The sequence below is a fragment of the Bacillus sp. H1a genome (assembly GCF_000633475.1).
Lineage (GTDB): Bacteria > Bacillota > Bacilli > Bacillales > Bacillaceae_G > Bacillus_A > Bacillus_A paramycoides.
In genome coordinates, this window is the sequence record NZ_AYMH01000001.1 from 264,495 (window position 1) to 286,615 (window position 22,121).

Annotated in this window: 19 protein-coding genes and 1 pseudogene; all 20 read left to right on the plus strand. The window is 34.4% G+C overall.

From position 1 onward, the window contains the following. Window positions 1-10: 10 nt before the first annotated feature. The 20 genes and pseudogenes from U860_RS0101265 (at window position 11) to U860_RS0101360 (ending at window position 22,076) form a co-directional block, all read left to right on the plus strand. Complete coding sequence (locus tag U860_RS0101265) at window positions 11-1,180, plus strand: aminotransferase class I/II-fold pyridoxal phosphate-dependent enzyme (protein ID WP_025147100.1); 1,170 nt, start codon at window positions 11-13, stop codon at window positions 1,178-1,180. Window positions 1,181-2,209: 1,029 nt separating this feature from the next. After that, window positions 2,210-4,147, plus strand: coding sequence for a lasso peptide isopeptide bond-forming cyclase (locus tag U860_RS0101270; RefSeq protein WP_025147101.1), 1,938 nt, complete (start codon window positions 2,210-2,212; stop codon window positions 4,145-4,147). Between the two features lie 14 nt (window positions 4,148-4,161). Next, a complete protein-coding gene (locus U860_RS34840) occupies window positions 4,162-4,293 on the plus strand; it encodes a paeninodin family lasso peptide (RefSeq protein WP_000808480.1) in 132 nt (43 codons plus the stop codon). A gap of 107 nt (window positions 4,294-4,400) precedes the next feature. Continuing rightward, on the plus strand, window positions 4,401-5,330 hold the full coding sequence (locus U860_RS0101280) for an aldolase (protein WP_025147102.1): 930 nt from the start codon (window positions 4,401-4,403) through the stop codon (window positions 5,328-5,330). Next, window positions 5,330-5,629: a lasso peptide biosynthesis PqqD family chaperone gene (locus U860_RS0101285; protein ID WP_000095761.1), complete on the plus strand. Its 300-nt coding sequence runs from the start codon at window positions 5,330-5,332 to the stop codon at window positions 5,627-5,629. Before U860_RS0101280 ends, U860_RS0101285 begins: the two co-directional genes overlap by 1 nt. A 45-nt stretch (window positions 5,630-5,674) precedes the next feature. Next, window positions 5,675-6,127, plus strand: a complete 453-nt coding sequence (locus U860_RS0101290) for a lasso peptide biosynthesis B2 protein (RefSeq protein ID WP_025147103.1) — start codon at window positions 5,675-5,677, stop codon at window positions 6,125-6,127. 22 nt (window positions 6,128-6,149) lie between these two features. After that, the gene (locus U860_RS0101295) at window positions 6,150-7,337 is read left to right on the plus strand and encodes a nucleotidyltransferase family protein (RefSeq protein WP_025147104.1); all 1,188 of its coding nucleotides are present in this window, start codon (window positions 6,150-6,152) and stop codon (window positions 7,335-7,337) included. Window positions 7,338-7,339: 2 nt separating this feature from the next. Further along, a complete protein-coding gene (locus tag U860_RS0101300) occupies window positions 7,340-9,142 on the plus strand; it encodes an ABC transporter ATP-binding protein (RefSeq protein ID WP_025147105.1) in 1,803 nt (600 codons plus the stop codon). A gap of 1,194 nt (window positions 9,143-10,336) precedes the next feature. Further along, entirely contained in the window at window positions 10,337-10,771 is a 435-nt protein-coding gene (gene fabZ, locus U860_RS0101305; RefSeq protein WP_002184592.1) for a 3-hydroxyacyl-ACP dehydratase FabZ, read from the plus strand. Window positions 10,772-11,373: 602 nt separating this feature from the next. Then, a complete protein-coding gene (locus U860_RS0101310; RefSeq protein ID WP_025147106.1) occupies window positions 11,374-12,114 on the plus strand; it encodes a Wzz/FepE/Etk N-terminal domain-containing protein in 741 nt (246 codons plus the stop codon). Next, on the plus strand, window positions 12,104-12,793 hold the full coding sequence (locus U860_RS0101315) for a CpsD/CapB family tyrosine-protein kinase (RefSeq protein WP_025147107.1): 690 nt from the start codon (window positions 12,104-12,106) through the stop codon (window positions 12,791-12,793). The genes U860_RS0101310 and U860_RS0101315 overlap by 11 nt, the downstream gene beginning before the upstream one ends. 83 nt (window positions 12,794-12,876) lie before the next feature. Next, entirely contained in the window at window positions 12,877-13,644 is a 768-nt protein-coding gene (locus tag U860_RS0101320; protein WP_025147108.1) for a CpsB/CapC family capsule biosynthesis tyrosine phosphatase, read from the plus strand. A 231-nt stretch (window positions 13,645-13,875) separates the two neighbouring features. Beyond that, window positions 13,876-14,757 carry a UTP--glucose-1-phosphate uridylyltransferase GalU gene (gene galU / locus U860_RS0101325; RefSeq protein ID WP_025147109.1) on the plus strand — a complete coding sequence of 294 codons (882 nt, stop codon included), beginning with the start codon at window positions 13,876-13,878 and terminating at the stop codon, window positions 14,755-14,757. A 60-nt stretch (window positions 14,758-14,817) separates the two neighbouring features. Beyond that, a complete protein-coding gene (locus tag U860_RS0101330; RefSeq protein ID WP_025147110.1) occupies window positions 14,818-16,629 on the plus strand; it encodes a nucleoside-diphosphate sugar epimerase/dehydratase in 1,812 nt (603 codons plus the stop codon). 23 nt (window positions 16,630-16,652) lie between these two features. Further along, window positions 16,653-17,768 (plus strand): aminotransferase class I/II-fold pyridoxal phosphate-dependent enzyme, encoded by a 1,116-nt coding sequence (locus U860_RS0101335; protein ID WP_025147111.1) that lies wholly within the window; start codon window positions 16,653-16,655, stop codon window positions 17,766-17,768. Further along, complete coding sequence (locus U860_RS0101340) at window positions 17,768-18,412, plus strand: sugar transferase (protein WP_025147112.1); 645 nt, start codon at window positions 17,768-17,770, stop codon at window positions 18,410-18,412. Before U860_RS0101335 ends, U860_RS0101340 begins: the two co-directional genes overlap by 1 nt. After that, window positions 18,409-19,022 (plus strand): annotated as a pseudogene (locus U860_RS30995) (acetyltransferase). Before U860_RS0101340 ends, U860_RS30995 begins: the two are co-directional and overlap by 4 nt. A 21-nt stretch (window positions 19,023-19,043) precedes the next feature. Further along, window positions 19,044-20,210, plus strand: a complete 1,167-nt coding sequence (locus U860_RS0101350) for a glycosyltransferase family 2 protein (protein WP_025147113.1) — start codon at window positions 19,044-19,046, stop codon at window positions 20,208-20,210. A gap of 77 nt (window positions 20,211-20,287) precedes the next feature. Next, the gene (locus U860_RS0101355) at window positions 20,288-21,088 is read left to right on the plus strand and encodes a glycosyltransferase family A protein (RefSeq protein ID WP_025147114.1); all 801 of its coding nucleotides are present in this window, start codon (window positions 20,288-20,290) and stop codon (window positions 21,086-21,088) included. Window position 21,089: 1 nt separating this feature from the next. Further along, window positions 21,090-22,076, plus strand: coding sequence for a glycosyltransferase family 4 protein (locus tag U860_RS0101360; RefSeq protein ID WP_025147115.1), 987 nt, complete (start codon window positions 21,090-21,092; stop codon window positions 22,074-22,076). Window positions 22,077-22,121 lie beyond the last annotated feature (45 nt).

Consider the following 22,121-nt stretch of genomic DNA (forward strand, 5'->3'; position numbering starts at 1 on the left):
AGTGTTTAAAGTGGTATACTCACAGGAAAAAACAAGAATCTATCTCTCCGCTCCACATATGAGCGGTAATGAACAAAAATATATAGGGGAAGCATTTGATATGAATTGGATTGCTCCACTTGGTCCAAATGTAGATGCGTTTGAAAGTGAACTTTCATCCCATGTTGGAGTTCTTGATGCGGCTGCAGTTAGTTCAGGAACCTCTGCTATCCATTTGGCACTTCGCTTACTGGATGTAAAAGATGGAGATACGGTGTTTTGTTCAAGTCTTACTTTTATAGCGAGCGCAAATCCAATTTTATATTTAGGGGCTAAACCAGTATTTATTGATTCTGAGCTTGAAACGTGGAATATGTCGCCACAAGCTTTAGAACGTGCATTACGTGATGCAAATGAGAAAGGAATACTTCCGAAAGCTGTCATTGTTGTAAATTTATATGGACAAAGCGCTAAAATGGATGAAATTCTTTCGTTATGTAATGAATATGATATCCCAGTGATAGAAGATGCAGCAGAATCGCTTGGTTCTTCCTATAAAGGTAAAGCAAGCGGGACATTTGGGAAATTTGGTATTTATTCGTTCAACGGCAATAAAATCATTACAACTTCAGGTGGAGGGATGCTTGTTTCGAATGATGTCGAAGCATTGAGAAAAGCAAGATTTTTAGCTACTCAAGCAAGAGATCCGGCTCCACACTACCAACATAGTGAGGTTGGATATAATTATCGTATGAGTAATATTTTAGCAGGTGTAGGTAGAGCACAGCTGCAGGTCTTACAAGAGAGGGTACATGCAAGAAGACGAATATTTGATAGATTTTATCAAGAATTATCTCATATTCCAGGGATACAGTTTATGCCTGAGTTAGAGGATACTTATTCAAACCGGTGGCTTACAGTTCTTACTGTAGATGAAGAAAAAACAGGAGTACCGATTCAGGCATTACTGAAACAACTGGAAAATGAAAACATTGAGGCGCGTCCTGTTTGGAAGCCTCTTCATATGCAACCTTTGTTTGAAGATGTAATGTATTATCCGCATAGTGAGAATGAGGATGTTTCTAGAAAATTATTTGAAACAGGCGTATGCCTTCCGTCTGGATCAGGTATGACAGAAAAAGATCAGACAAGAGTTATTACATGTATTAAGGATATATTGATGGTAAGTGCTGGCATGTAAAGATAAAAAATAGAAACTGCTTTAATTAAGAAAGGTGTTAATGAACTAGGAGTATTTAATATCTCATTCAGTGCTGTTTTTGTGAAATCTCATTTTACGGAAAAAAATTTTCTTTGAATGAAAGTCACGGCAATCCCTATAAAGAGTGAAATAGTAAGCGTACATAATCTTATGGTAAATGCGAATGGTATTTCTTATTAGTGGTAAACGCATATTATATCACCCCCTTTGTGAAAATGGTATGAATATAAAAAGGTTATTCTCCTGTTTCGATTAAAGAAGCAGGAGAATAAAGTAATAGAGAACATAACACGTGAAAAATCAACTTTAATTAATGGGTTAATAATAAATTATATAAAATATCATAGCACAGAAATTTTTAAAATATAAAAAGATGAAAATTCTCCTGTGTATTTGTAAGATATAACGTTTATCCTGCTATTTATGAGCATTAAGAGCACTACCTTAAGATTTTAGGGAAACTAAGAAAATAGATGGAATGTTCGTAAAAGCTCGATTGGTGAGATTAATAGTTAGGGATGTAAAGCCTCCTACCGATTAAAATTTTATTGTATTATTTGTTTTTACAGTTACTAAAAAAGATATATAAATATTCATTCTTTTGAGTATATAGATACTTGACAATGCAATAGTGAAATGTTAATCTGAGTTTATATTCTTTATAAAGAATATAAACGTTTTATTAATATATTAAATTCAAGGATTTTTATTCATATAAAATTCAGATGGTAATATCTTGATTAGAATTAAGAGAATCACACCTTTGTTCATTTTTTTGAGGAAATTAAAATGCAAGGGTTTACAATAGGATAGGTAGCCTGAAGGCTTGAATACTTCAACTGAAAAAAGATTTAAGGCTATAAAGTTGGGTTTTAAAATCTGTTATGCGTAAACGAGGTAGTTTGAGGAAAGGGTTTTCTGGTATATTAATAACATTTTTTTGATATATCTGGTAATTTGCTTATCCATCGGGTTTTCCCTTAATTGTCTCGTAGTGGGAGGAAAAAAATGAGTGCAATAACCGGAATTTATCATTTAAATGGAGAACCGATACCGCCTGAACATAGGATTGGAATCATGAAGGATTTATCTCGTTATCCAGGTGACAATACCGATATATGGCACAAGGAAAATATTTTTTTGGGCTCTCATGCAAAATGGATAACATCTGAATCTATTAATGAACAATTACCTTACTATGATTATGAAACACAGTTGGTTATAACTGCTGATGCTATTATTGATAATCGCAATGAATTATTCGATAGATTGCAAGTAGAAAAGGTACATAGAAGAGAGATGCCTGATAGTAAGTTGATTTTACTCGCTTATCAAAAGTGGGGAGAGCATGTACCAAAGTATCTAATTGGTGATTTTGCTTTTATGATTTGGGATGAGAGAAAGCAATTGCTCTTTGGTGCACGTGATTTTTCAGGAAGTCGGACTTTTTACTTTTACCGCAATCAAAATCAATTTGCTTTTTGTACTAGCATACAACCGCTGTTTTCTTTACCGTACGTCGGGAAGGAATTGAATGAGCAATGGTTAGCTGAATATTTGGCGATACCTAATATGCTTGATACAATAGATGCATTTTCAACAGTGCATAAAAATATAGAGCAAGTCCCGCCTTCTCATACTATCTCCGTAGTTAAGGGAAGAGTTAGTATTGCGAAATACGACACGTTATTTGTAGAGGAGCAGTTGCAACTCAAATCAAATGAAGATTATGAAGAGGCGTTCAGGGACGTATTTGAAAGCGCGGTAACATCAAGGTTACGTACTCATCGTAACGTTGGTTCTCATTTAAGTGGGGGATTAGATTCAGGAGCTGTTGCTAGCTTTGCTGCGAGAGCCCTGCAAAAAGAAAACAAAAAATTATATACATTCAGCTCAGTACCTGCAGAAGGGTTTACTGATTGGACTCGTGGTCATACGATTGCTGATGAAAAGCCATTTATCCAAACTACAGTACAACATGTAGGGAATATTAAAGAGAATTATTTGAATTTCCCGGGAGAAAATTCTTTCTCAGAAATTGATGATTGGCTTGAGATTATGGAGATGCCATACAAATTTTTCGAAAATTCCGTCTGGGTGAAAGGAATTTATGAAAAAGCCCAACAACAAGGGATTGGGGTGCTCTTAAATGGAGCCAGAGGAAATTTCACAATCTCTTGGGGGCCAGCTTTAGATTATTATGCGATTTTACTTAAAAAATTCAGCTGGCTGCAGCTTTATCGTGAAATTGATTTGTATGGTAAGAACGTTGGGGTCAAAAAATCGAGAATACTGAAAGTTGTAGGGGAGAAAGCATTTCCATCGATAAAAAACATGTTTTCCTCGGAACAGCAATATGAACTGCCAACGTTAGTTAGTCCAGAACTTGCAAAACGTACTGATGTATTTAGGAAGCTTGAAGAACATGGTGTGAAAGTAACAGGGGCTTCTATCCCAAATTTATATGAAATAAGGCAGAAACATTTTGAACAGCTAAACTTGTGGAATACAACGGGTACAAGTGGAACAAAGCTCTCCTTGCGTTATGGTTTACAAGGGCATGATCCAACGAATGACTTACGGGTAATTCGATTCTGTTTATCGTTACCACTCGAACAATTTGTTCAAAATGGCTTAAATCGTGCACTTGTCCGGAGGTCCACAAAAGGATTTCTTCCTGACAAAGTAAGATTAAATCAACGTGTGCGGGGAATACAGGCAGCTGATGTGGTTCATCGCATGATTCCTTCATGGAAAATGTTTATCGAGGAACTTCAGCAGCTTAGTAAAGACCCAGTGGCCTCTAACTTTTTTAATATAGAGATTATTAAGAGCGCGATTTTGAAAATTCAAGGAGAACCACGAGTAGAATACGTGTTTGATCCAGATTTTAGAATTTTAATGCGTAGCCTTATTGTTTATCGATTTATCAAAAAATATATTTGAAAGGGGGTGAAATTATGAAACAAGAATGGCAATCACCAGTATTAGAAGTGCTTGATATCAACATGACAATGGCTGGACCTGGAAAGAGACTTGTTGACCAAGTTTTTGAAGATGAGGATGAGCAAGGCGCTCTTCACCACAGCTAATGCACTAATATTTAAATGAGATTTATATGCTTTACAGCCCTTATATAGTTTAATTACGGTATAAGGGTTTTTTTTAATCAATTTTTCAACTATTTGGAGTGAGAAAGATGATACATACTGTAAAGAAAGAGATTTACAAAGCCTTCGGATTAGCCCTATTAAGTGAGATTCCCCTGCCGGAATTGCCTCAAGTAAGTAATTACGAAAATGAAGTAGACGTAAAAATAGAAACTGCAGACTTGTCTCAATTATGGGGAGAGTTATCTTCTCCGAAGTCAGTGTTTGTAGTTGAAGAAGAGTTAATTATGTTTCAAATCCCCGAAACTGCTACGTTTTGTATTCAAAATGGAGAAAAAATTATTGTTTCACCTATGAAAGGGTCTGATCAAGATAAGATTCGGCTTTATATTCTTGGGACTTGTATGGGGGCATTGTTGATGCAGAGAAAAATACTCCCTCTGCATGGAAGTGTAATAGCCATCAATGGAAAGGCGTATGCTTTTGTAGGAAGATCAGGAGCTGGAAAATCAACTCTTGCATCAGCCCTTTTAAGCAAAGGCTATAAGCTTTTAAGCGATGATGTAATTGCTGTGTCTCTTTCTGAGGATAATATTCCTTTTGTTACACCATCTTACCCGCAACAAAAGTTATGGAAAGAGAGTCTTGATCAGTTTGGAATGGAGACAGCGCATTATCAGCCATTATTTGAAAGGGAAACTAAATATGCTGTCCCCGTTACAGCTAACTTTTTCGAGGAACCATTACCATTGGCAGGTGTATTCGAATTAGTGAAAGTAGAAAATGGGGATGTTGAACTTCAGCAGATTGAAGGACTGGAGAGACTACGCACATTGCTGCGTCATACATATAGGAATTCATTAATCCCACGATTGGGGATGATGGAATGGCACTTTATGCATTCAACAAATATCGTAAACGAAATAGATATGTTTCAATTGAGACGTCCTATTTCAAAGTTTACGGCACATGATTTAGTATCCAAAATTCTAGAGTCTTTAAAAGAGGAGGAAAAATAATGAGTAGTAAACAAACAATTTCATTACACAGTTTTGTTGTACAGGGTCAGGAAAATGTAGTGAGCGATATGGATGGGGAGAAAGTGATGATGAGCATCCATAATGGGAAATACTATAACTTAGGAGGTATAGGTGGTGAAATTTGGAGTTTAATTAATGAATTAATATCTGTCAATCAAGTGATTGATATATTATTGTCTCGATATATGATTGAAGAGGCAGAATGTAAGGAACAAGTACTCTCTTTCTTAAATCATTTGTATGCAGAAGGGTTAATCTCGGTTGATGAAAAACTTTGATTTTTAATTGAACGTTCCAGATTTAATAGATTAGGAGTAGGATCGATGAATATCATAAATAAAGCCAAAGCTTTCTTGTCGTTCGATATGAGAACAAAATTATTACTTATAGAAGCTTTCTTTTATTTAGGCTGGGCTCGTATTCTTAAAAGTATACCGTTTTCTAAAGCTGCTCCTATATTAGGAATTCATATGGCAGAAACGTCTTTAAGCTATGATGAATCGGAAAAGATTACGTTAAGGGAAATTTCTCAAGCAGTGCATATGATGAGCCGTTATACATTTTGGGAAAGCCAGTGTCTCGTTAAAGCTATCGCTGCAATGAAAATGTTGGAGAAGCGTCAAATTGAAAGTACCCTTTACTTAGGGACCGCGAAAGATGAGACGGGAAATATGATTGCCCATGCGTGGTTACGTAGCGGGCCCTTTTATATTACTGGCGTAGAAGAAATGAAGAGATTTACCGTTGTTGGTAAATTTGCAAAAAGGATAGGGTAAAAAAATCTTGAAGGAGAATGAGATGTATACCGGTTGTAATCTTGATTTGAGTCATTTACCTAAAGAACTAAAATTGTTACTTGAAATTATAAAGAAGGAAGATAAAGAGATACAAGAAATCCCGGGAGACTGGTTCATAAATATTGATTGGAACAAATTTTTGAAACTGGCGCTGCATCATCGCATGTACGCGTTTATTTATCCAAAAATGAAATCTATTGATAAACAGTTAGTTCCATCAAATGTTGTGCAAGTATTAAGTACATATTTTAAAAGGAATACATTCCATATGCTTCATTTAAGTGGGGAAATGGGAAAAGTAAGTAAATTATTTGCTGAAAACCAACTTCAACTTCTATTTTTGAAGGGCCCTATTCTTGGCGCAGACTTATATGGAGATGTTTCCCTTCGAACATCAGGGGATCTGGATGCCCTTGTTCCTATAGATGATCTTGGAAAAGTGAACGAATTACTTGTAAAGAATGGTTATGTCAAAGAGGATGATTTTCCGACGGTTATGAATGAATGGAAGTGGAGACGCCACCATACAACTTACATGCATCCGATAAGTAAGGTGAAATTGGAGATTCATTGGCGACTACACCCAGGACCGGGAAAGGAACCACGCTTCGATGAGTTATGGGGGCGAAAGAGGACGAGTCCTGTCACAAATTATCCTGTCTATTTTTTAGGTAGAGAGGATTTGTTTATGTTTCTTGTGACTCATGGGACTAGGCATGGTTGGTCCAGGCTTCGATGGTTAACGGACATTGACCGTATGGTAAGGCAAGAAATAGATTGGGAAGAACTCACTGTTATGTTAGAAAGATATGGATGTAAACAACTGGTAGGTCAGGCGCTTATTTTATCTTCTGAGCTTTTAGATACTCTTATAATAGCGGAAGAGGCAAAAGTATTAATGTCAGGGAGAAGGGTAACGCAATTAGCGCAGCTTGCTATATATTACTTGGAAAATATGATTAACTTACATACAGATCCTGTCCCAGAAGAAGTTTCAAAATATCATGAGCGATATTTATATTTGTTAAAGACAAGCTCTCAAAAGCTACTGTTTCATCTTAGTTGGTTGTATCCTTATCCTCAGGATGTGGAAACTTTACCACTGCCAAAACAACTGCATGTTTTATATTTCCCTTTGCGGCCGGCTTTATGGATTTGGAGGGAAATGAGGTACCGTAAGGAGAAGTGAAAATGAGAAATATTTTATATTTTACAAAGCGGTTATACTCTTTTACTGGAAACATTCTCATTGTTAATCTCATGGGAATGGTATTGGTTAGTCTTGTAGAAGGAATCGGCATTTTATTATTAATTCCTATGATAAGTATTAGCGGTATTGCGAAGATGAATGAACAGACAAGTCCTCTTTCAGGGGTTCTTGGATTCCTAGGTGAGTTTCCAACTACTTTAGGATTACCACTTGTATTAGGAATATATATTATATTGGTCGTGGGACAAGCGCTTTTGCAAAGGAATATAACAGTTCGTAATGCGAAAATCCAGATACGTTTTATTAATCATTTGAGATTGGAAACTTATCGTGGATTGTTGCAGGCCAACTGGAGTTTTTTTGTGAAAAAGAGAAAATCAGATCTTATCAATTCTTTGACAACGGAATTAGGGCGTGTTAGCGCAGGCACTAATTTATTTTTACAGTTGCTCACTTCTTTAATGTTTACATTTATACAGATTGGTTTCGCTTTTTGGTTAGCGGCAGATATAACAATTTTTGTACTATGTTGCGCTGTGGTACTCGCCTTTCTTTCACGAAGATTTATTAAAAAATCAAAAAGATTAGGTGGTCGAACCTCAGAGAATTCAAAAGCGTATCTTGCAGGTATAACTGATCATTTTAATGGAATTAAGGATATTAAGAGCAATACACTAGAACGATCTCGTTATACGTGGTTACGTAATTGGGTAGAAGATGTGGAACGTGAACAGTTTGCATATATTAAGGTGAGAAATAATTCTCAACTCTTTTATAAAATTGCATCAGCTGTTTTCATTGCTATTCTTATCTTTCTATCTGTTAAGCTGTTTCAGACGAAAACGGAGCAATTATTATTAATTATTCTTATATTTTCTCGTTTGTGGCCACGATTTGCAGGTATACAATCCAACATGGAACAAATTGCAGCGAATCTTCCCGCTTTTAAAGATTTGCTGCAATTACAGGAAGAGTGTAAGAAAAGTATAGAATTGCAAGATATAGAGCAGGATTATGATTGTATAAATCCTATGCAGATAGAACAATCTATTGAGTGTCAAAATATCTCTTTCCGCTACAATAAAGAAAATGCTGTGTACTCACTTAAAGATATTAATTTGCGTATTCCTGCAAATTGTATGACAGCTATCTCAGGGCGTTCCGGTGCTGGAAAGAGTACATTAATTGATATCATAATGGGACTTATGCAGCCGGAGAGCGGTCAGTTATTAATAGATAACAAACCGTTGACAAGTAAGGACTTATTATCATTGAGGAAATCTATTAGCTATGTTCCTCAAGATCCATTTCTATTCAATGCCAGTATAAGAGACAATTTGAGAATGGTTGAACCAAATGCAAGTGAGGAGCAGCTTTGGGAAGCTTTGGAATTTTCTGCTTCCGCTGAGTTTGTTAGCAGGCTCTCGCAAGGATTGGATACAATGATTGGCGATAGGGGAGTCAAGCTTTCAGGAGGAGAACGACAACGTCTTGTTCTGGCTAGAGCGATACTTCGAAAACCTTCTATTTTAGTACTGGATGAGGCAACAAGTGCTCTAGATGCTGAAAATGAAGCGAAAATACAAGAAGCATTGGAAAGATTGAAAGGAAGCATGACAATTATTGTCATTGCACATAGGCTATCTACTATACGTAAAGCTGACCAAGTAATTGTAATGGATCAAGGACAAATTATTCAACACGGTAGTTTCACACAACTGGCAAAAGATGAAAGTGGTTTGTTTAGTAGCCTACTTGGACAACAGGCTAAGGTAAATATTTAAATATGACTAGTCACAATTATTTTTTATAAATTTAAGGAATACACTGCCTTTATTTCTTTCGGGCCGGTAACACAATTTGATTATTTATGGTTTGGGGGACAATTGGTATTTGTGTACTGGTCTTTTTATGGAAATATGAGCTTAATTTAATTGTGTGACCATTAAAAAACTAGAAATACTTTTTGTGACTTATTAATATGCCATCTATATACATGTATAAATATCCATGTTATAATTTAACAAGGAACCTGATTTTATTTATACCATATAACAAAAAGCAGCGAGACCCCCCGTCTTTAGGACTAGAGGTCTCGCTGCTTTTTGTATATAAAGGTTTATTAGTGTAGTTGTGATAATATATTTTGAAGCACCTTGTAGACATTTTTATGGTCAGTGATTAATGAGAGGTAGTGCCTAATGAATTGTTAGTATTTTGAATTGCTACTAATTTTATATAAGTAATTAAGAAGGGAAACGATTTGAGGAGATGAAAGAGAGATAGTGAAGAATATTATATAAGTATTTCTTTTTATTTCATTTGAGTTTTTCTCTCAAATACTCCGGAATGCCTTATTTAACAGATAAACAAGGAAAAGCGACAATTTCTTATTAGTTATACTTTATTTTTATGTATTGTTAAATAGATTTAAAAGAATTTATATGCAATGTTAGATATTTCTGTGAAATGTAAATGTATCTTTTGTGATGATATTTTATAGGATTTTTATTAAAGGCTAATCCACGAAGATTTATTTTTTTATAAAGCATAGTGTTCTGGATTACGAATCTTAATTTCTAGATATGCTATTTAAGATAATATAAGAAAAATGAAGAAATTTGTAGAAATTTGTAGAAAATTAAGGGTATGATGGTAAAAAGGAGTAAATATTAAATTTTTCTTTCTTATTTTTGTCCTTTATAATGAGCTATGAATACGACACATAGGGAAAATAATGTATATTTCCTCTCCCTAACTTTGATATACACCTTTTTCCAACCTCCGTGTTAATTGCTATTATTTTGTTATACCGATTAGCGAAGGGAAAAGGGTGTATCTTTTTTGTATGAATAGTCCTAATAGATATTTTGGGTAGAAAGCATTTCTTGTTTTTCGTGACAAAAACAATGGAGAATGGGATAATAAGGACAGTGTGTTGGTGGTATGACCAATTTGGTATATAAGGAGAGAATGATATGCTAGATATTCAACAGATTAAAGAAATTATTCCACATCGTTATCCATTTCTACTAGTCGATCAAATTCTAGAAGTTGAAGAAGGAAAGCGTGCGGTTGGGATTAAAAATGTAACGGCAAATGAGGAATACTTTAATGGACACTTTCCAGATTATCCTGTGATGCCAGGTGTTCTAATTGTAGAAGCATTAGCACAGGTGGGTGCTGTTGCGGTACTGAAGAAGGAAGAAAATCGCGGTCGCCTTGCATTCTTTGCTGGCATTGATAACTGCCGCTTCAAACGTCAAGTTCGCCCAGGTGATCAACTTCGCTTAGAAGTCGAAATGACACGTGTCCGTGGACCGATTGGAAAAGGAAAAGCAGTAGCAACTGTAAATGGTGAAATCGCTTGTGAAGCTGAAATCACATTTGCAATTGGTGATAAGAAAGAATAAAGATTTGTTAACATAACTTTACGTTGGAAGATGAATGAAGAGAGTATGGTCATTCATCTTTTTTATTGTTATTGAAGCGAATTATGAAGAAATGGACGAAAAGTAAGAGGATTTGTCGATAGGTAAGTTCTCTTACTTTTAAACAAACGTTTGATTAAAAAATATAGGGGACTTTCGAAAAAAAAGTTTATCAACTAAAGTCTGAAAAAAGATATTGAAAGAGTAAGAAAAAACAAAATAAAAATTAACAAAGGTAAGATTTGTATAAACAGGATAGTATAAATACACAGATCAATCAATGGTATATTCACTAGTAATACTAATAATACCCATATATTGACAGTTTATAACAAATGAAAACCTATACATTAAAAACTGTGTCGAAATTCGTCAGATTCGGTAGTGTAATATTTGTCAATTTTTCCAATAATTTTCTCAACTATTCTTGCTATACTAATGTAAGTTCTGTAATATGTTAAATAGTTATTTATTGCTAAACAATTTTAGGACTAGATACCAGATTTTTGTTGTCAGCCTAAAACCTGACAAATTATTTATTTTCAGAAGTTTTTATAACAAATTATTGAAAGCTGGAGGAAGGCATGGAAGAAACAATAAGTTTGAAAGAGTTATTTGCTATTTTAAGAAAACGATTAGTTATGATCCTTGTAATTACGATTGGTGCAGCACTTGTAAGCGCGATCGTAAGTTTCTACTTTATAACGCCGATTTATCAGACTTCGACGCAAATTCTTGTTAACCAAAAGAAACAAGATGAGAGAATCATCCAGTATAACGAAGTGCAAACCAATGTGCAATTAACTAATACATATAAGATCATTGTAAAAAGCCCTGTAATTTTAGATAGGGTGAAGAGTGAATTAAAGTTAGGCATGTCTACTCAAGAGTTAAATGGAAAAATTAATGTAGAAAACGAGAAAGATTCACAAGTAATAGCTGTTACAGTTCAAGATAAAGATGTAAAACTAGCTCGTGATATCGCAAATACAACAGCGGAAATATTCAAAAGTGAAATTGCAAAAATTATGAGTATTGATAACGTAACGATCTTATCAAAAGCAGAAGTAGCAGAAGGTCAGTCACCAATCAAACCAAATAAAAAGTTAAATATAGCAATTGCATTTGTTGTTGGATTAATGGCTTCTGTTGGAATTGCATTCTTACTAGAGTACTTAGATAACACGTTGAAAAAAGAAGAAGATATTGAAAAACTACTTGCTGTACCAGTTCTTGGCGTCGTTTCTCATATGGAGGAAGATGGCACAAAGAGCGGTAGTTTATCAGCAACGAAGAGAGTAGGGGGTCATACAATTGGTTCTTAAGAAAAAAATATTACGTGCTCGCCGTCAGCTGATTGCATATGAACAACCAAAATCAGCTGTGTCAGAGCAATACCGAAATATACGAACAAATATTGAATTTGCATCTGTTGATAAGAAGATTCGTTCTCTTATCGTAACATCTGCGAATCAAAGTGAAGGAAAGACAACAACGGCTGCTAATATTGCAACTGTTTTCGCACAACAAGGTAAGAAAGTATTACTTATCGATGCAGACTTACGTAAACCAGCATTACATCAAATGATGCAAGTGGATAATATATTTGGCTTAACAAGTGTATTAACACGTAGTAAAACACTAGAAACATGTGTGACACAAACGAAAATCGGTAATTTAACATTTTTACCATGTGGTCCAATCCCACCAAATCCAGCGGAATTACTGGGTGCAAGCTCGATGAAAGATTTACTTTCAGAAGCTTATGGCACGTATGACCTTGTCATTTTTGACACATCACCAATCTTACCAGTTACAGATGCACAAATTATGGCAAATCAATGTGATGCTTCTGTACTTGTTATTCGAAGTGGTGCAACAGAAAAAGAGGCGGCACTTAAAGCAAAACAATCATTGGATAGCGCAAAAGGTACATTACTTGGCGTTGTCTTAAACGATAAAGAACAAAATGGATCCGAATATTACTATTACGGTTCTAACTAAATGCAAAAGAAGGGAAGGTGAACATTCATCTTTTCTTCTTATATTCAGTATGTGAAGAATATGTGGAGAGGGGATGAAATAGAATGATTGATTTACATTGTCATATCTTGCCTAATGTCGATGATGGAGCACAATCAATCGAAGACAGCATTGCAATGGCAAAGGCAGCATGCGAAGAAGGAATTCATACAATCGTTGCTACTCCTCATCACCAAAATGGGGTTTATATGAATCTAGCAGAAAGCATTCTTCATCAGGTAAAGCAGTTAAATGAAAGATTAAAAGAAGAGGATATCAATTTAACCATTTTACCTGGCCAAGAAATCAGGTTGTACGGAGAGTTATTAGAAGACTATGATTTGGGACGTATTATTACACTGAATCGTACCGATAAATATATATTAATTGAATTTCCAGCAAACCATGTCCCGCGCTATGCAGAAAAAATGTTATATGAATTACGTGTGAAAGGGATCACGCCGGTTATTGTTCATCCAGAACGGAATATGGAAATTATTGAACGCCCCGATGTGTTGTATAAGCTCGTCAATCAAGGGGCACTGACACAAATTACCGCAGGAAGCGTCACAGGGAAGTTCGGAAAGAAAATCAAGAAGTTTTCATTGCAACTTATTGAGCATCATTTAACACATGTCATATCATCAGATGCTCATAACACAACAACGCGCTCCTTTCACTTGCAAGCTGCGTATGAAACAGTAGAGAAAACATTTGGAAGTTCTACATTGTACTACTTCAAAGAAAATACATATGAACTAATAAGTGGAAAAATGATTTATCGAGAAGAGCCCGAGAAAATAAGACGAAAAAAAATATTCGGTCTCTTTTAAAGAGAAAACCACTTGGTGATGCCTCCTAACCAATATCAATGGAGACACTCGGCTATGCTGTGGGTAGAGTAAATTTCTACCTTAGACGCGTTTGTTGTCAAAAGCATGATGTGAGGTAGGGTTAGATGCCCATAATTGAAACTCTACCTATGGAGTTATAAATATGACTCTATAGGTAGGTTTTTTATTATCGTTACATTAATATATATAGAAAAACTTAGGGGTACTGATTTGAAAAAAGTAAGGAAAGCAATTATTCCAGCTGCTGGACTGGGAACAAGATTTTTACCAGCGACGAAAGCGATGCCGAAAGAAATGTTACCTATCGTTGATAAACCGACGATTCAGTGCATTGTAGAAGAAGCAATTGAATCTGGCATTGAAGATATTATTATTGTAACTGGAAAAGGAAAATGTGCAATTGAAGATCATTTTGAGCATTCTTTTGAACTGGAACAAAACCTTTTAGAAAAAGGTAAATATGAAATGCTTGAAAAAGTACAAGCATCTTCAAAGATTAATATTCATTACATAAGACAAAAAGAACCAAAAGGATTAGGTCACGCAGTATGGTGTGCTCGTAAATTTATTGGGAATGAGCCATTTGCAGTATTACTTGGTGATGATATCGTACAAGCTGATACGCCATGTTTACGTCAGTTGATGAATGAGTACGAGGCAACACATTCGTCTGTAATTGGTGTGCAAACAGTACCCGAAAATGAAACGCATCGTTATGGAATTATTGATCCAATCACGCAAAATGGTCGTCAATATCAGGTGTGCCGATTTGTTGAAAAACCAGCACAGGGAACAGCACCATCTAATTTAGCAATTATGGGGCGTTACGTATTAACACCAGAAATTTTCATGTTCCCTGAGGACCAACAAACAGGTGCAGGTGGAGAAATTCAATTAACAGATGCGATTCAACGTTTAAATGAAATCCAACGTGTGTTTGCATATGATTTTGAAGGTACTCGATATGATGTTGGGGGAAAATTCGGATTTATTAAAACAACGATTGAAATGGCACTTCAAAATGAAGAGTTGAAATTAGATTTAATGAAATATATAGAGGGACTTGTAAAAAAGGAAGAGGTACATTCATAAGCGAATGTACCTTTTTATTATAAATAAGATACTAATTATATAAAGAAGGGAACATATATATTGAGTTATCAAAAACGGCTCTCATTATTAATTTTATTAGATTCATTTATCGTATTAACCGCCGTGTATTTAAGTTATTGGTTCGTACATCCTAATGTATTAAACAGAATTCCTACGACAGTAATTATTAGTTCTATTACATTATTGTGTAGCCATCATATTTTTGCAGCTATTTATAAGCTTTATAATAAGGCATGGGAATATGCAAGTGTTGGAGAATTAATACAAATATTTAAAGCAATTACACTTTCTATTATTGTAACAGCAATTGTTCAACAAATTATAAATCATGATATTTATGTTCGAATTTTAGCAATCGCATGGATGTTACATTTATTATTAATTGGTAGTTCTCGCTTTGTATGGCGTATGTTTCGCGATACATATATTACGAAAGCTACAGATAAAAAACGAACATTGATTATCGGTGCTGGTTCAGCGGGAACTATGGTAGTAAGACAATTGCAACATAATAAAGAAGTGGATCTATATCCAATTGCGTTTGTTGATGATGATAGAAATAAACAAAAATTGGAGATTTATAATGTGCCGGTTGTTGGTACAACAAATCATATTCAAGAGATTGTGGAAGATAATGATATAGAGCATATCATTATTGCTATTCCTTCTTTAAATAGAAATCAAATAAACGAAATTTTTGAGAAGTGTACAAAAACGAAAGCAAAAACGCAAATTGTACCAATGCTTGAAGATCTTTTAGATGGCAAAGTTTCTGTTAATGAATTTCGAGACGTACAAGTGGAAGATTTATTAGGTAGGGAGCCAATTCAATTAGATGACGCGGGCATCGGGGAAAAGATTGCAGGTAAAACGATTTTAGTAACGGGTGCGGGCGGATCAATTGGATCAGAAATTTGTCGTCAAGTGATGAAGTATAATCCTGCAAAAATTGTTCTTTTAGGACATGGTGAAAATAGCATTTATACTATTGAAATGGAAATGCGAGTTACTTATAAAGATACAGTGGAAATTACGACAGAAATTGCTGATATTCAAGATCGAAATAAAATCTTTGAAATAATGAACAAGCATCAACCATATATCGTATATCATGCAGCTGCACATAAGCATGTACCTTTAATGGAACGTAATCCTGAAGAGGCTGTAAAAAATAATATTTTTGGTACGAAAAATGTAGCAGAAGCGGCTGATACATTTAAAGTAAATACGTTCGTAATGGTTTCTACAGATAAAGCGGTAAATCCGACGAATGTAATGGGAGCTACAAAACGATTTGCGGAAATGATTGTCCAACATATGGCATCCATTAGTACTGGTACACGTTTTGTTGCAGTTAGATTCGGTAATGTTCTTGGAAGTAGGGGAAGTGTAATCCCGTTATTTAAGAAACAAATTCAAAAAGGTGGACCTGTAACAGTTACTCACCCTGATATGATTCGTTACTTTATGACAATACCGGAAGCTTCAAGATTAGTTATTCAGGCTGGAACGCTAGCTAGAGGTGGAGAATTGTTCGTACTAGATATGGGGGACCCAGTAAAGATTGTTGATTTAGCTAAAAATTTAATTACTCTTTCAGGGTATTCAATTGAGGAAATTGGAATTGAATTTACTGGATTAAGACCAGGTGAAAAAATGTATGAAGAGTTATTAAATGAAGGTGAAATTCATCCGGAGCAAATATTCCCTAAGATTCATATAGGAAAAGCTGTTTTAATGGATCAAGAGATTTTAAGACAGTTTATGAATGATTTTGAGGAAATTAGTAAAGAGGAAATAAGAGGACGATTATTAGATATTGCCAATAATAAAGTTAATCTTAAACATTAATTTAAGGGAAGGAAGTTTTTTAAATGGGAGACAGAATATTTCTTTCATCACCACATATGAGTGATGAAGGTTATGAAATGCATTATGTTAAGGAAGCTTTCGATACAAATTGGATTGCACCACTTGGGGAAAATGTGAATGGATTCGAAAAAGAATTAGCTATGAAAGTGGGATCTAAAGCAGCGGCAGCACTATCTTCTGGAACAGCTGCAATTCATCTGGCCCTAAAAGCGGCGGAAGTAGGGAAGGGGGATGTTGTTTTTTGTCAAACACTTACATTCTCAGCTACTGCAAATCCTATTATTTATCAAAATGCTACTCCTGTCTTTATAGATAGTGATTATGAAACTTGGAATATGTGTCCTAAAGCATTGGAAGAGGCATTCAAAAAATATCCAAGCGTAAAGGCAGTTATAGTGGTTCATCTTTATGGGCTTTCTTCGGATATGGATAAGATCGTTGAACTTTGTAAAAAGTACGGTGTTACTTTAATTGAAGATGCAGCGGAGTCTTTAGGTACTTATTATAAAGGTAAGCATACTGGAAGTTTTGGAGATTATGGTATTTTCTCTTTTAACGGAAATAAGATTATTACTACTTCTGGTGGCGGTATGCTCGTTTCTAATGATAAGGAACGAATTTCAAAAGTAAGATTTTGGGCTACTCAAAGCAGAGATCAAGCAAGACATTATCAACATAGTGAATTAGGCTTTAACTATCGTATGAGTAATGTAGTTGCCGGAATTGGTAGAGGGCAGCTTAAAGTATTAGATCAGAGAGTTCAGAAGAAAAGATACATATTCGAGTTTTATAAGAGAGAATTAGGAAATCTTGAAGGCATTGAGTTTATGCCTAGCAATGATTGGAATGAACCAAACTATTGGTTAAGTTCTATGACTTTGAATGGTAAGATTCGACCAATCGATGTGATGGAAGCTCTTGAAAAGGAAAACATTGAATCTAGACCAGTTTGGAAACCAATGCACTTGCAACCATTCTTTGAGAAGTATGATTTTGTTGGAACAGGTGTAGCAGAGAAGTTATTTGAGAAGGGTGTTTGCTTACCAAGTGATACGAAAATGACGGATGAAGATTTAGATAGAATCGTGAAAATTATTAAAGGATTGTGGTTAGCATAATGAGGAGCTCTAAAGGTAGCGCCTATAGAAAGTTTATAAAAAGACCAATGGATTTTACGCTGTCTTTAATTGCTATTATAGTGCTTAGTCCGGTATTTCTTATAGTAGCTTTTCTCGTGAAAACAAAGTTAGGCAGTCCAGTGTTATTTAAACAAGAGCGACCAGGATTACATGGGAACATTTTTAAAATGTATAAATTTAGAACAATGACAGATGAAAAAGATGAAAATGGTGAGCTGTTACCTGATAGTGTAAGACTTACTAAGTTCGGTAAATTTTTACGCTCGACATCACTTGATGAGTTACCAGGTCTGTTTAATATCTTTAAAGGTGATATGTCAATTATAGGACCTAGACCTTTATTAGTTCAGTATCTATCGTTATATAATGAACATCAAAAGCGCCGTCATGAAGTTAGGCCAGGATTATCAGGTTTAGCACAAGTTAACGGTCGGAATGCTATTAGTTGGGAAGAAAAGTTTAATTATGATGTAGAGTATGTTGAGGATGTAAGTTTCATTATGGATTGGAAAATTATTCTTTTAACGATTAAGAAAGTCTTTATTAGAGAAGGAATTAATTCAGAAACTGCTGCTACTATGGAGCCATTTAAAGGGAATGGCAAAGGAAGTATCAAGTTATGACAAAAAAACTTCTTATAATAGGTGCTAATGGTCACGGGAAAGTTATAGCTGATAGCGCACTGAAAATGAATAAATGGCAGAGTATTGCTTTTTTAGATGATAACCAAAATGTAAAATCTTCAATGGGAATAGAAATAATTGATGAATCAACAAGTATTTCAAAGTACATAGATGATTATGAATTCTTTGTTGGAATTGGTAATAATGCTATACGTGAGAAGATTCAGAGACAACTTGAAGCTGAAGGAGCTAGCATTCCGGTTTTAGTTCATCCGGGTGCAATTATTGGAGAACAAGTTTATTTAGAAGCGGGAACTATAGTTATGGCAGGCACTGTCATTAACTGTTGTACCAAAATTGGAAAAGGGTGCATTATTAATACTGCTTCTACAATAGATTATGACAATATAATCGAGGATTACGTTCATATATCACCAGGTGCGTATTTAGCTGGTACAGTAAAGGTTGGATTGGGCACTTGGTTAGTATAGTAAGTAATAACATTAGTATTGTTAGTGAATGCCAATTTGGTGCAGGAGCGGTGGTAATTAGAGATATAAATGAAATTGGAACTTATGTAGGGGTTCCGGCAAAAAGGATAGACGAATAGAAAAATTAAGGGAGAAGATAAATGGAATCGGTATATAAATATCTATTTTATATAAGTGGATTTATTATAGTTTGGGCGATGGTGGGTTATCCTATATCATTAAAATTAATTGGAAGTTTATATAAGAATCGAAAGCTTGAAAAGAATTATTCTCATCAGCCAACAGTAACTGTTATGATAGTTGCTCATAATGAGGAAAAAGTAATTTTAGATAAACTTCATAATATTTTAGAGTTAGATTACCCCAAAGATAAAATAGAATTCTTAATAGCTTCTGATAACAGTACAGACAAAACGAATGAAATTGTTAGAGAGTTTATCAAGGAAAATCAAGATAGAAAAATGCGAATTTATGAAGTGAAAGCTCGCAAAGGGAAAACAAATGCACAAAATGAAGCACAAAAAACTGTGAAAACAGAGTATTTAGTTATGACGGATGCAAACTCTATGATGGATAAAAAATCTGTTAAAGAACTTATGGCAGCATTTATGTCAGAAGAAATTGCGTATGTTTCGGGAAGATTAATGATTGTTAATCAAGGGTCTAGTGATGTAAGTAATGCTGAAGCAAGTTATTGGGATAGCGATATGGTGATGCGTGAAATTGAAGGAAGAATGCAAACTATAACAGCTGGTAATGGGGCTTTATATGCATGTAGAGTTAAGGATTATTATGACTTTACTCCAATACAATGCCATGATAGTGCAATGCCGCCATTGTATGCACTTCAAGGAAAAAGGGCGATTGCGAATCATGATGCAATTGCTTATGAAAAAGCTGGTGAAGTTATTGAAGATGAATTTGGTCGTAAAGTAAGAATGAATCGAATTATTTTGAAGCATATTTTACCAGATATAAGGATACTTAATATATTTAAGTATAAATGGTTTTCTTATTTTTATTTTGGACATAGAACATGCAGGTATTTGCTATGGATCGCACATCTTGTGGTACTAATATCCAATGCGTTACTGGTAACAGCATCGTGGTTTTATTTAATAACATTTATTGGACAAGTGCTATTTTATTTCATGGCATTGATAAAAGTAATAACTAAAACAAATAATAAGTATGTAACGTTAACTTATTATTATTGTGTCACGATAATTGCACAATGGGTCGGTGTCTATAATATATTGACTGGAAAAGCAAAACCGTTTTGGGAAAAAGCTGAGAGTACAAGATAGATAAAGTTTTCAATTGTAGGATATATGTTATTGGAAGAAAGTAATTATTTTATTTATCGAGTTTAGGGTGTGAAAATATGTGTGTTCAGGTATTAGTCTCAACAATGAATAGGTCAAACCCTGTTGATTTGTTTGAAAAGATGAATATATCATCGGATGCAGTAATAGTAAATCAGTGTGGGTATGAAAAACAAGAAGCTTTATGTGTACAGAACTATAAATTAACTTATGCGTGTAGCGAGGATATAGGATTAAGTAAAAGTCGTAATAAGGCAATATCTAATTCACATGATGACGGTATTGTTTTGTTAGCAGACGATGACCTAGTATACGTTGATAATTATAGTGAATTAATCCAAAAGACATTTGATGAAAATCCAGATTATGACATTGTTAGATTCCAGGTTGAAGGAATTAATAAGCCATTCAAAACGTATGAAAATCAAAGTAAAAAATTAGGATATCTTAGTTCCTTAAAAACTTCTTCTGTCGAAATTGCATTTAGAATTGAAAAAATTAAAAAAGCAAACATTCAATTTAATGAGCAATTTGGAGCAGGTTCTATTTATAGGATGGGAGAAGAAAATATATTTTTATATGAATGTTTAAGAAAAGGATTAAAAATCAAATATGAACCCATTAAGATTGCCGATTTATATATTGGTGAATCTTCTTGGTTTAAAGGATTTAATAAAAAATATTTTCATGATCGTGGTGCAATATTTAGTGCGCTATCAAAAAGGTGGGCGGCAGTACTTATATTGCAATTTGCATTTAGGCATTATAAGAAATATAAATCTAATATGACTGTACTTCAGGCAATTAGAGAAATGTTCAACGGTCATCAAGAGTATAAAAGAAAACTGGGAGAGAAGTGATTTGAGGTTATTATTTGTAGGAGATCTTATTGGTAACACTGGTCCAGCAAATGTTAATAAAGCACTAAAGAAAAATTTACCTAGTAGTACTATGTTTTTAGAAAAAAGGTCAATAATTGGTAGGGTTTTGGAGCTTGTCGTTAAACTACGAAAAGTAGATGCAGTTCTCTTTTCTGGAATGTCTAAAATAAATATTATAGGATTTAAAATTTCTAAATTGTTAGGGGTTAAATCTGCGTATTTAATGCATGGATGTCGTAATATAGAAGGAGAAATTAACGGGAATTATAATCAAAATGATGTTGATATCGAAAATAAGGTATTAGAATTAGCCCCTATAATTATTTGCGTTTCCGAAAATTTTATGTATTGGATGAAAGAAAATTATCCCCAATATGAAGATAAACTAACCTATGTAAATAATGGGATTGATTGGGGAATTCTTACTGCAGCTAGAAAAGTAAATATAGGAAGAGAAGAACATACTTTAATGGCAGTTGGAGGAGGTGTACCGTTAAAAAATATTAAATCAATTTGTAAGGCAATTGATTTAATTAATCAAAAAGATCAAATGGACCTTCAACTTATTGTTATAGGAAATGAAGGAAAGGATCTCGAAGAAATCCTTTCGTTTCCTTTTGTTCAATATTATCAAAAGGTGCCACATGATGAAATATCCTTTTATTATCAAAGGGCAAAGTTATTTGTACAAAATAGTAGTTTCGAGACTTTTGGACTTGCTCCTATTGAGGCCCTGGTTAATGGATGCGATTTGCTTTTATCCAAGGAAACTGGCGCTAGATCGGTAATTCCAGATTTAGAAGATGATGACATCGTTTACAACACTTATGATGTGAATGAAATTTCAAAAAAAATAAAATTTTTACTTGCTAATAGCAATAATAAGAAGCTGATTAGTAGTATGAATCCAAAAGAAACATCTGTGGAATTTGCTGCTATTCAAATAGTGGATACACTCAAAAAATAGAAATATTATAAATGAGTTCGGATTAATTATGATAAAAATATGTTT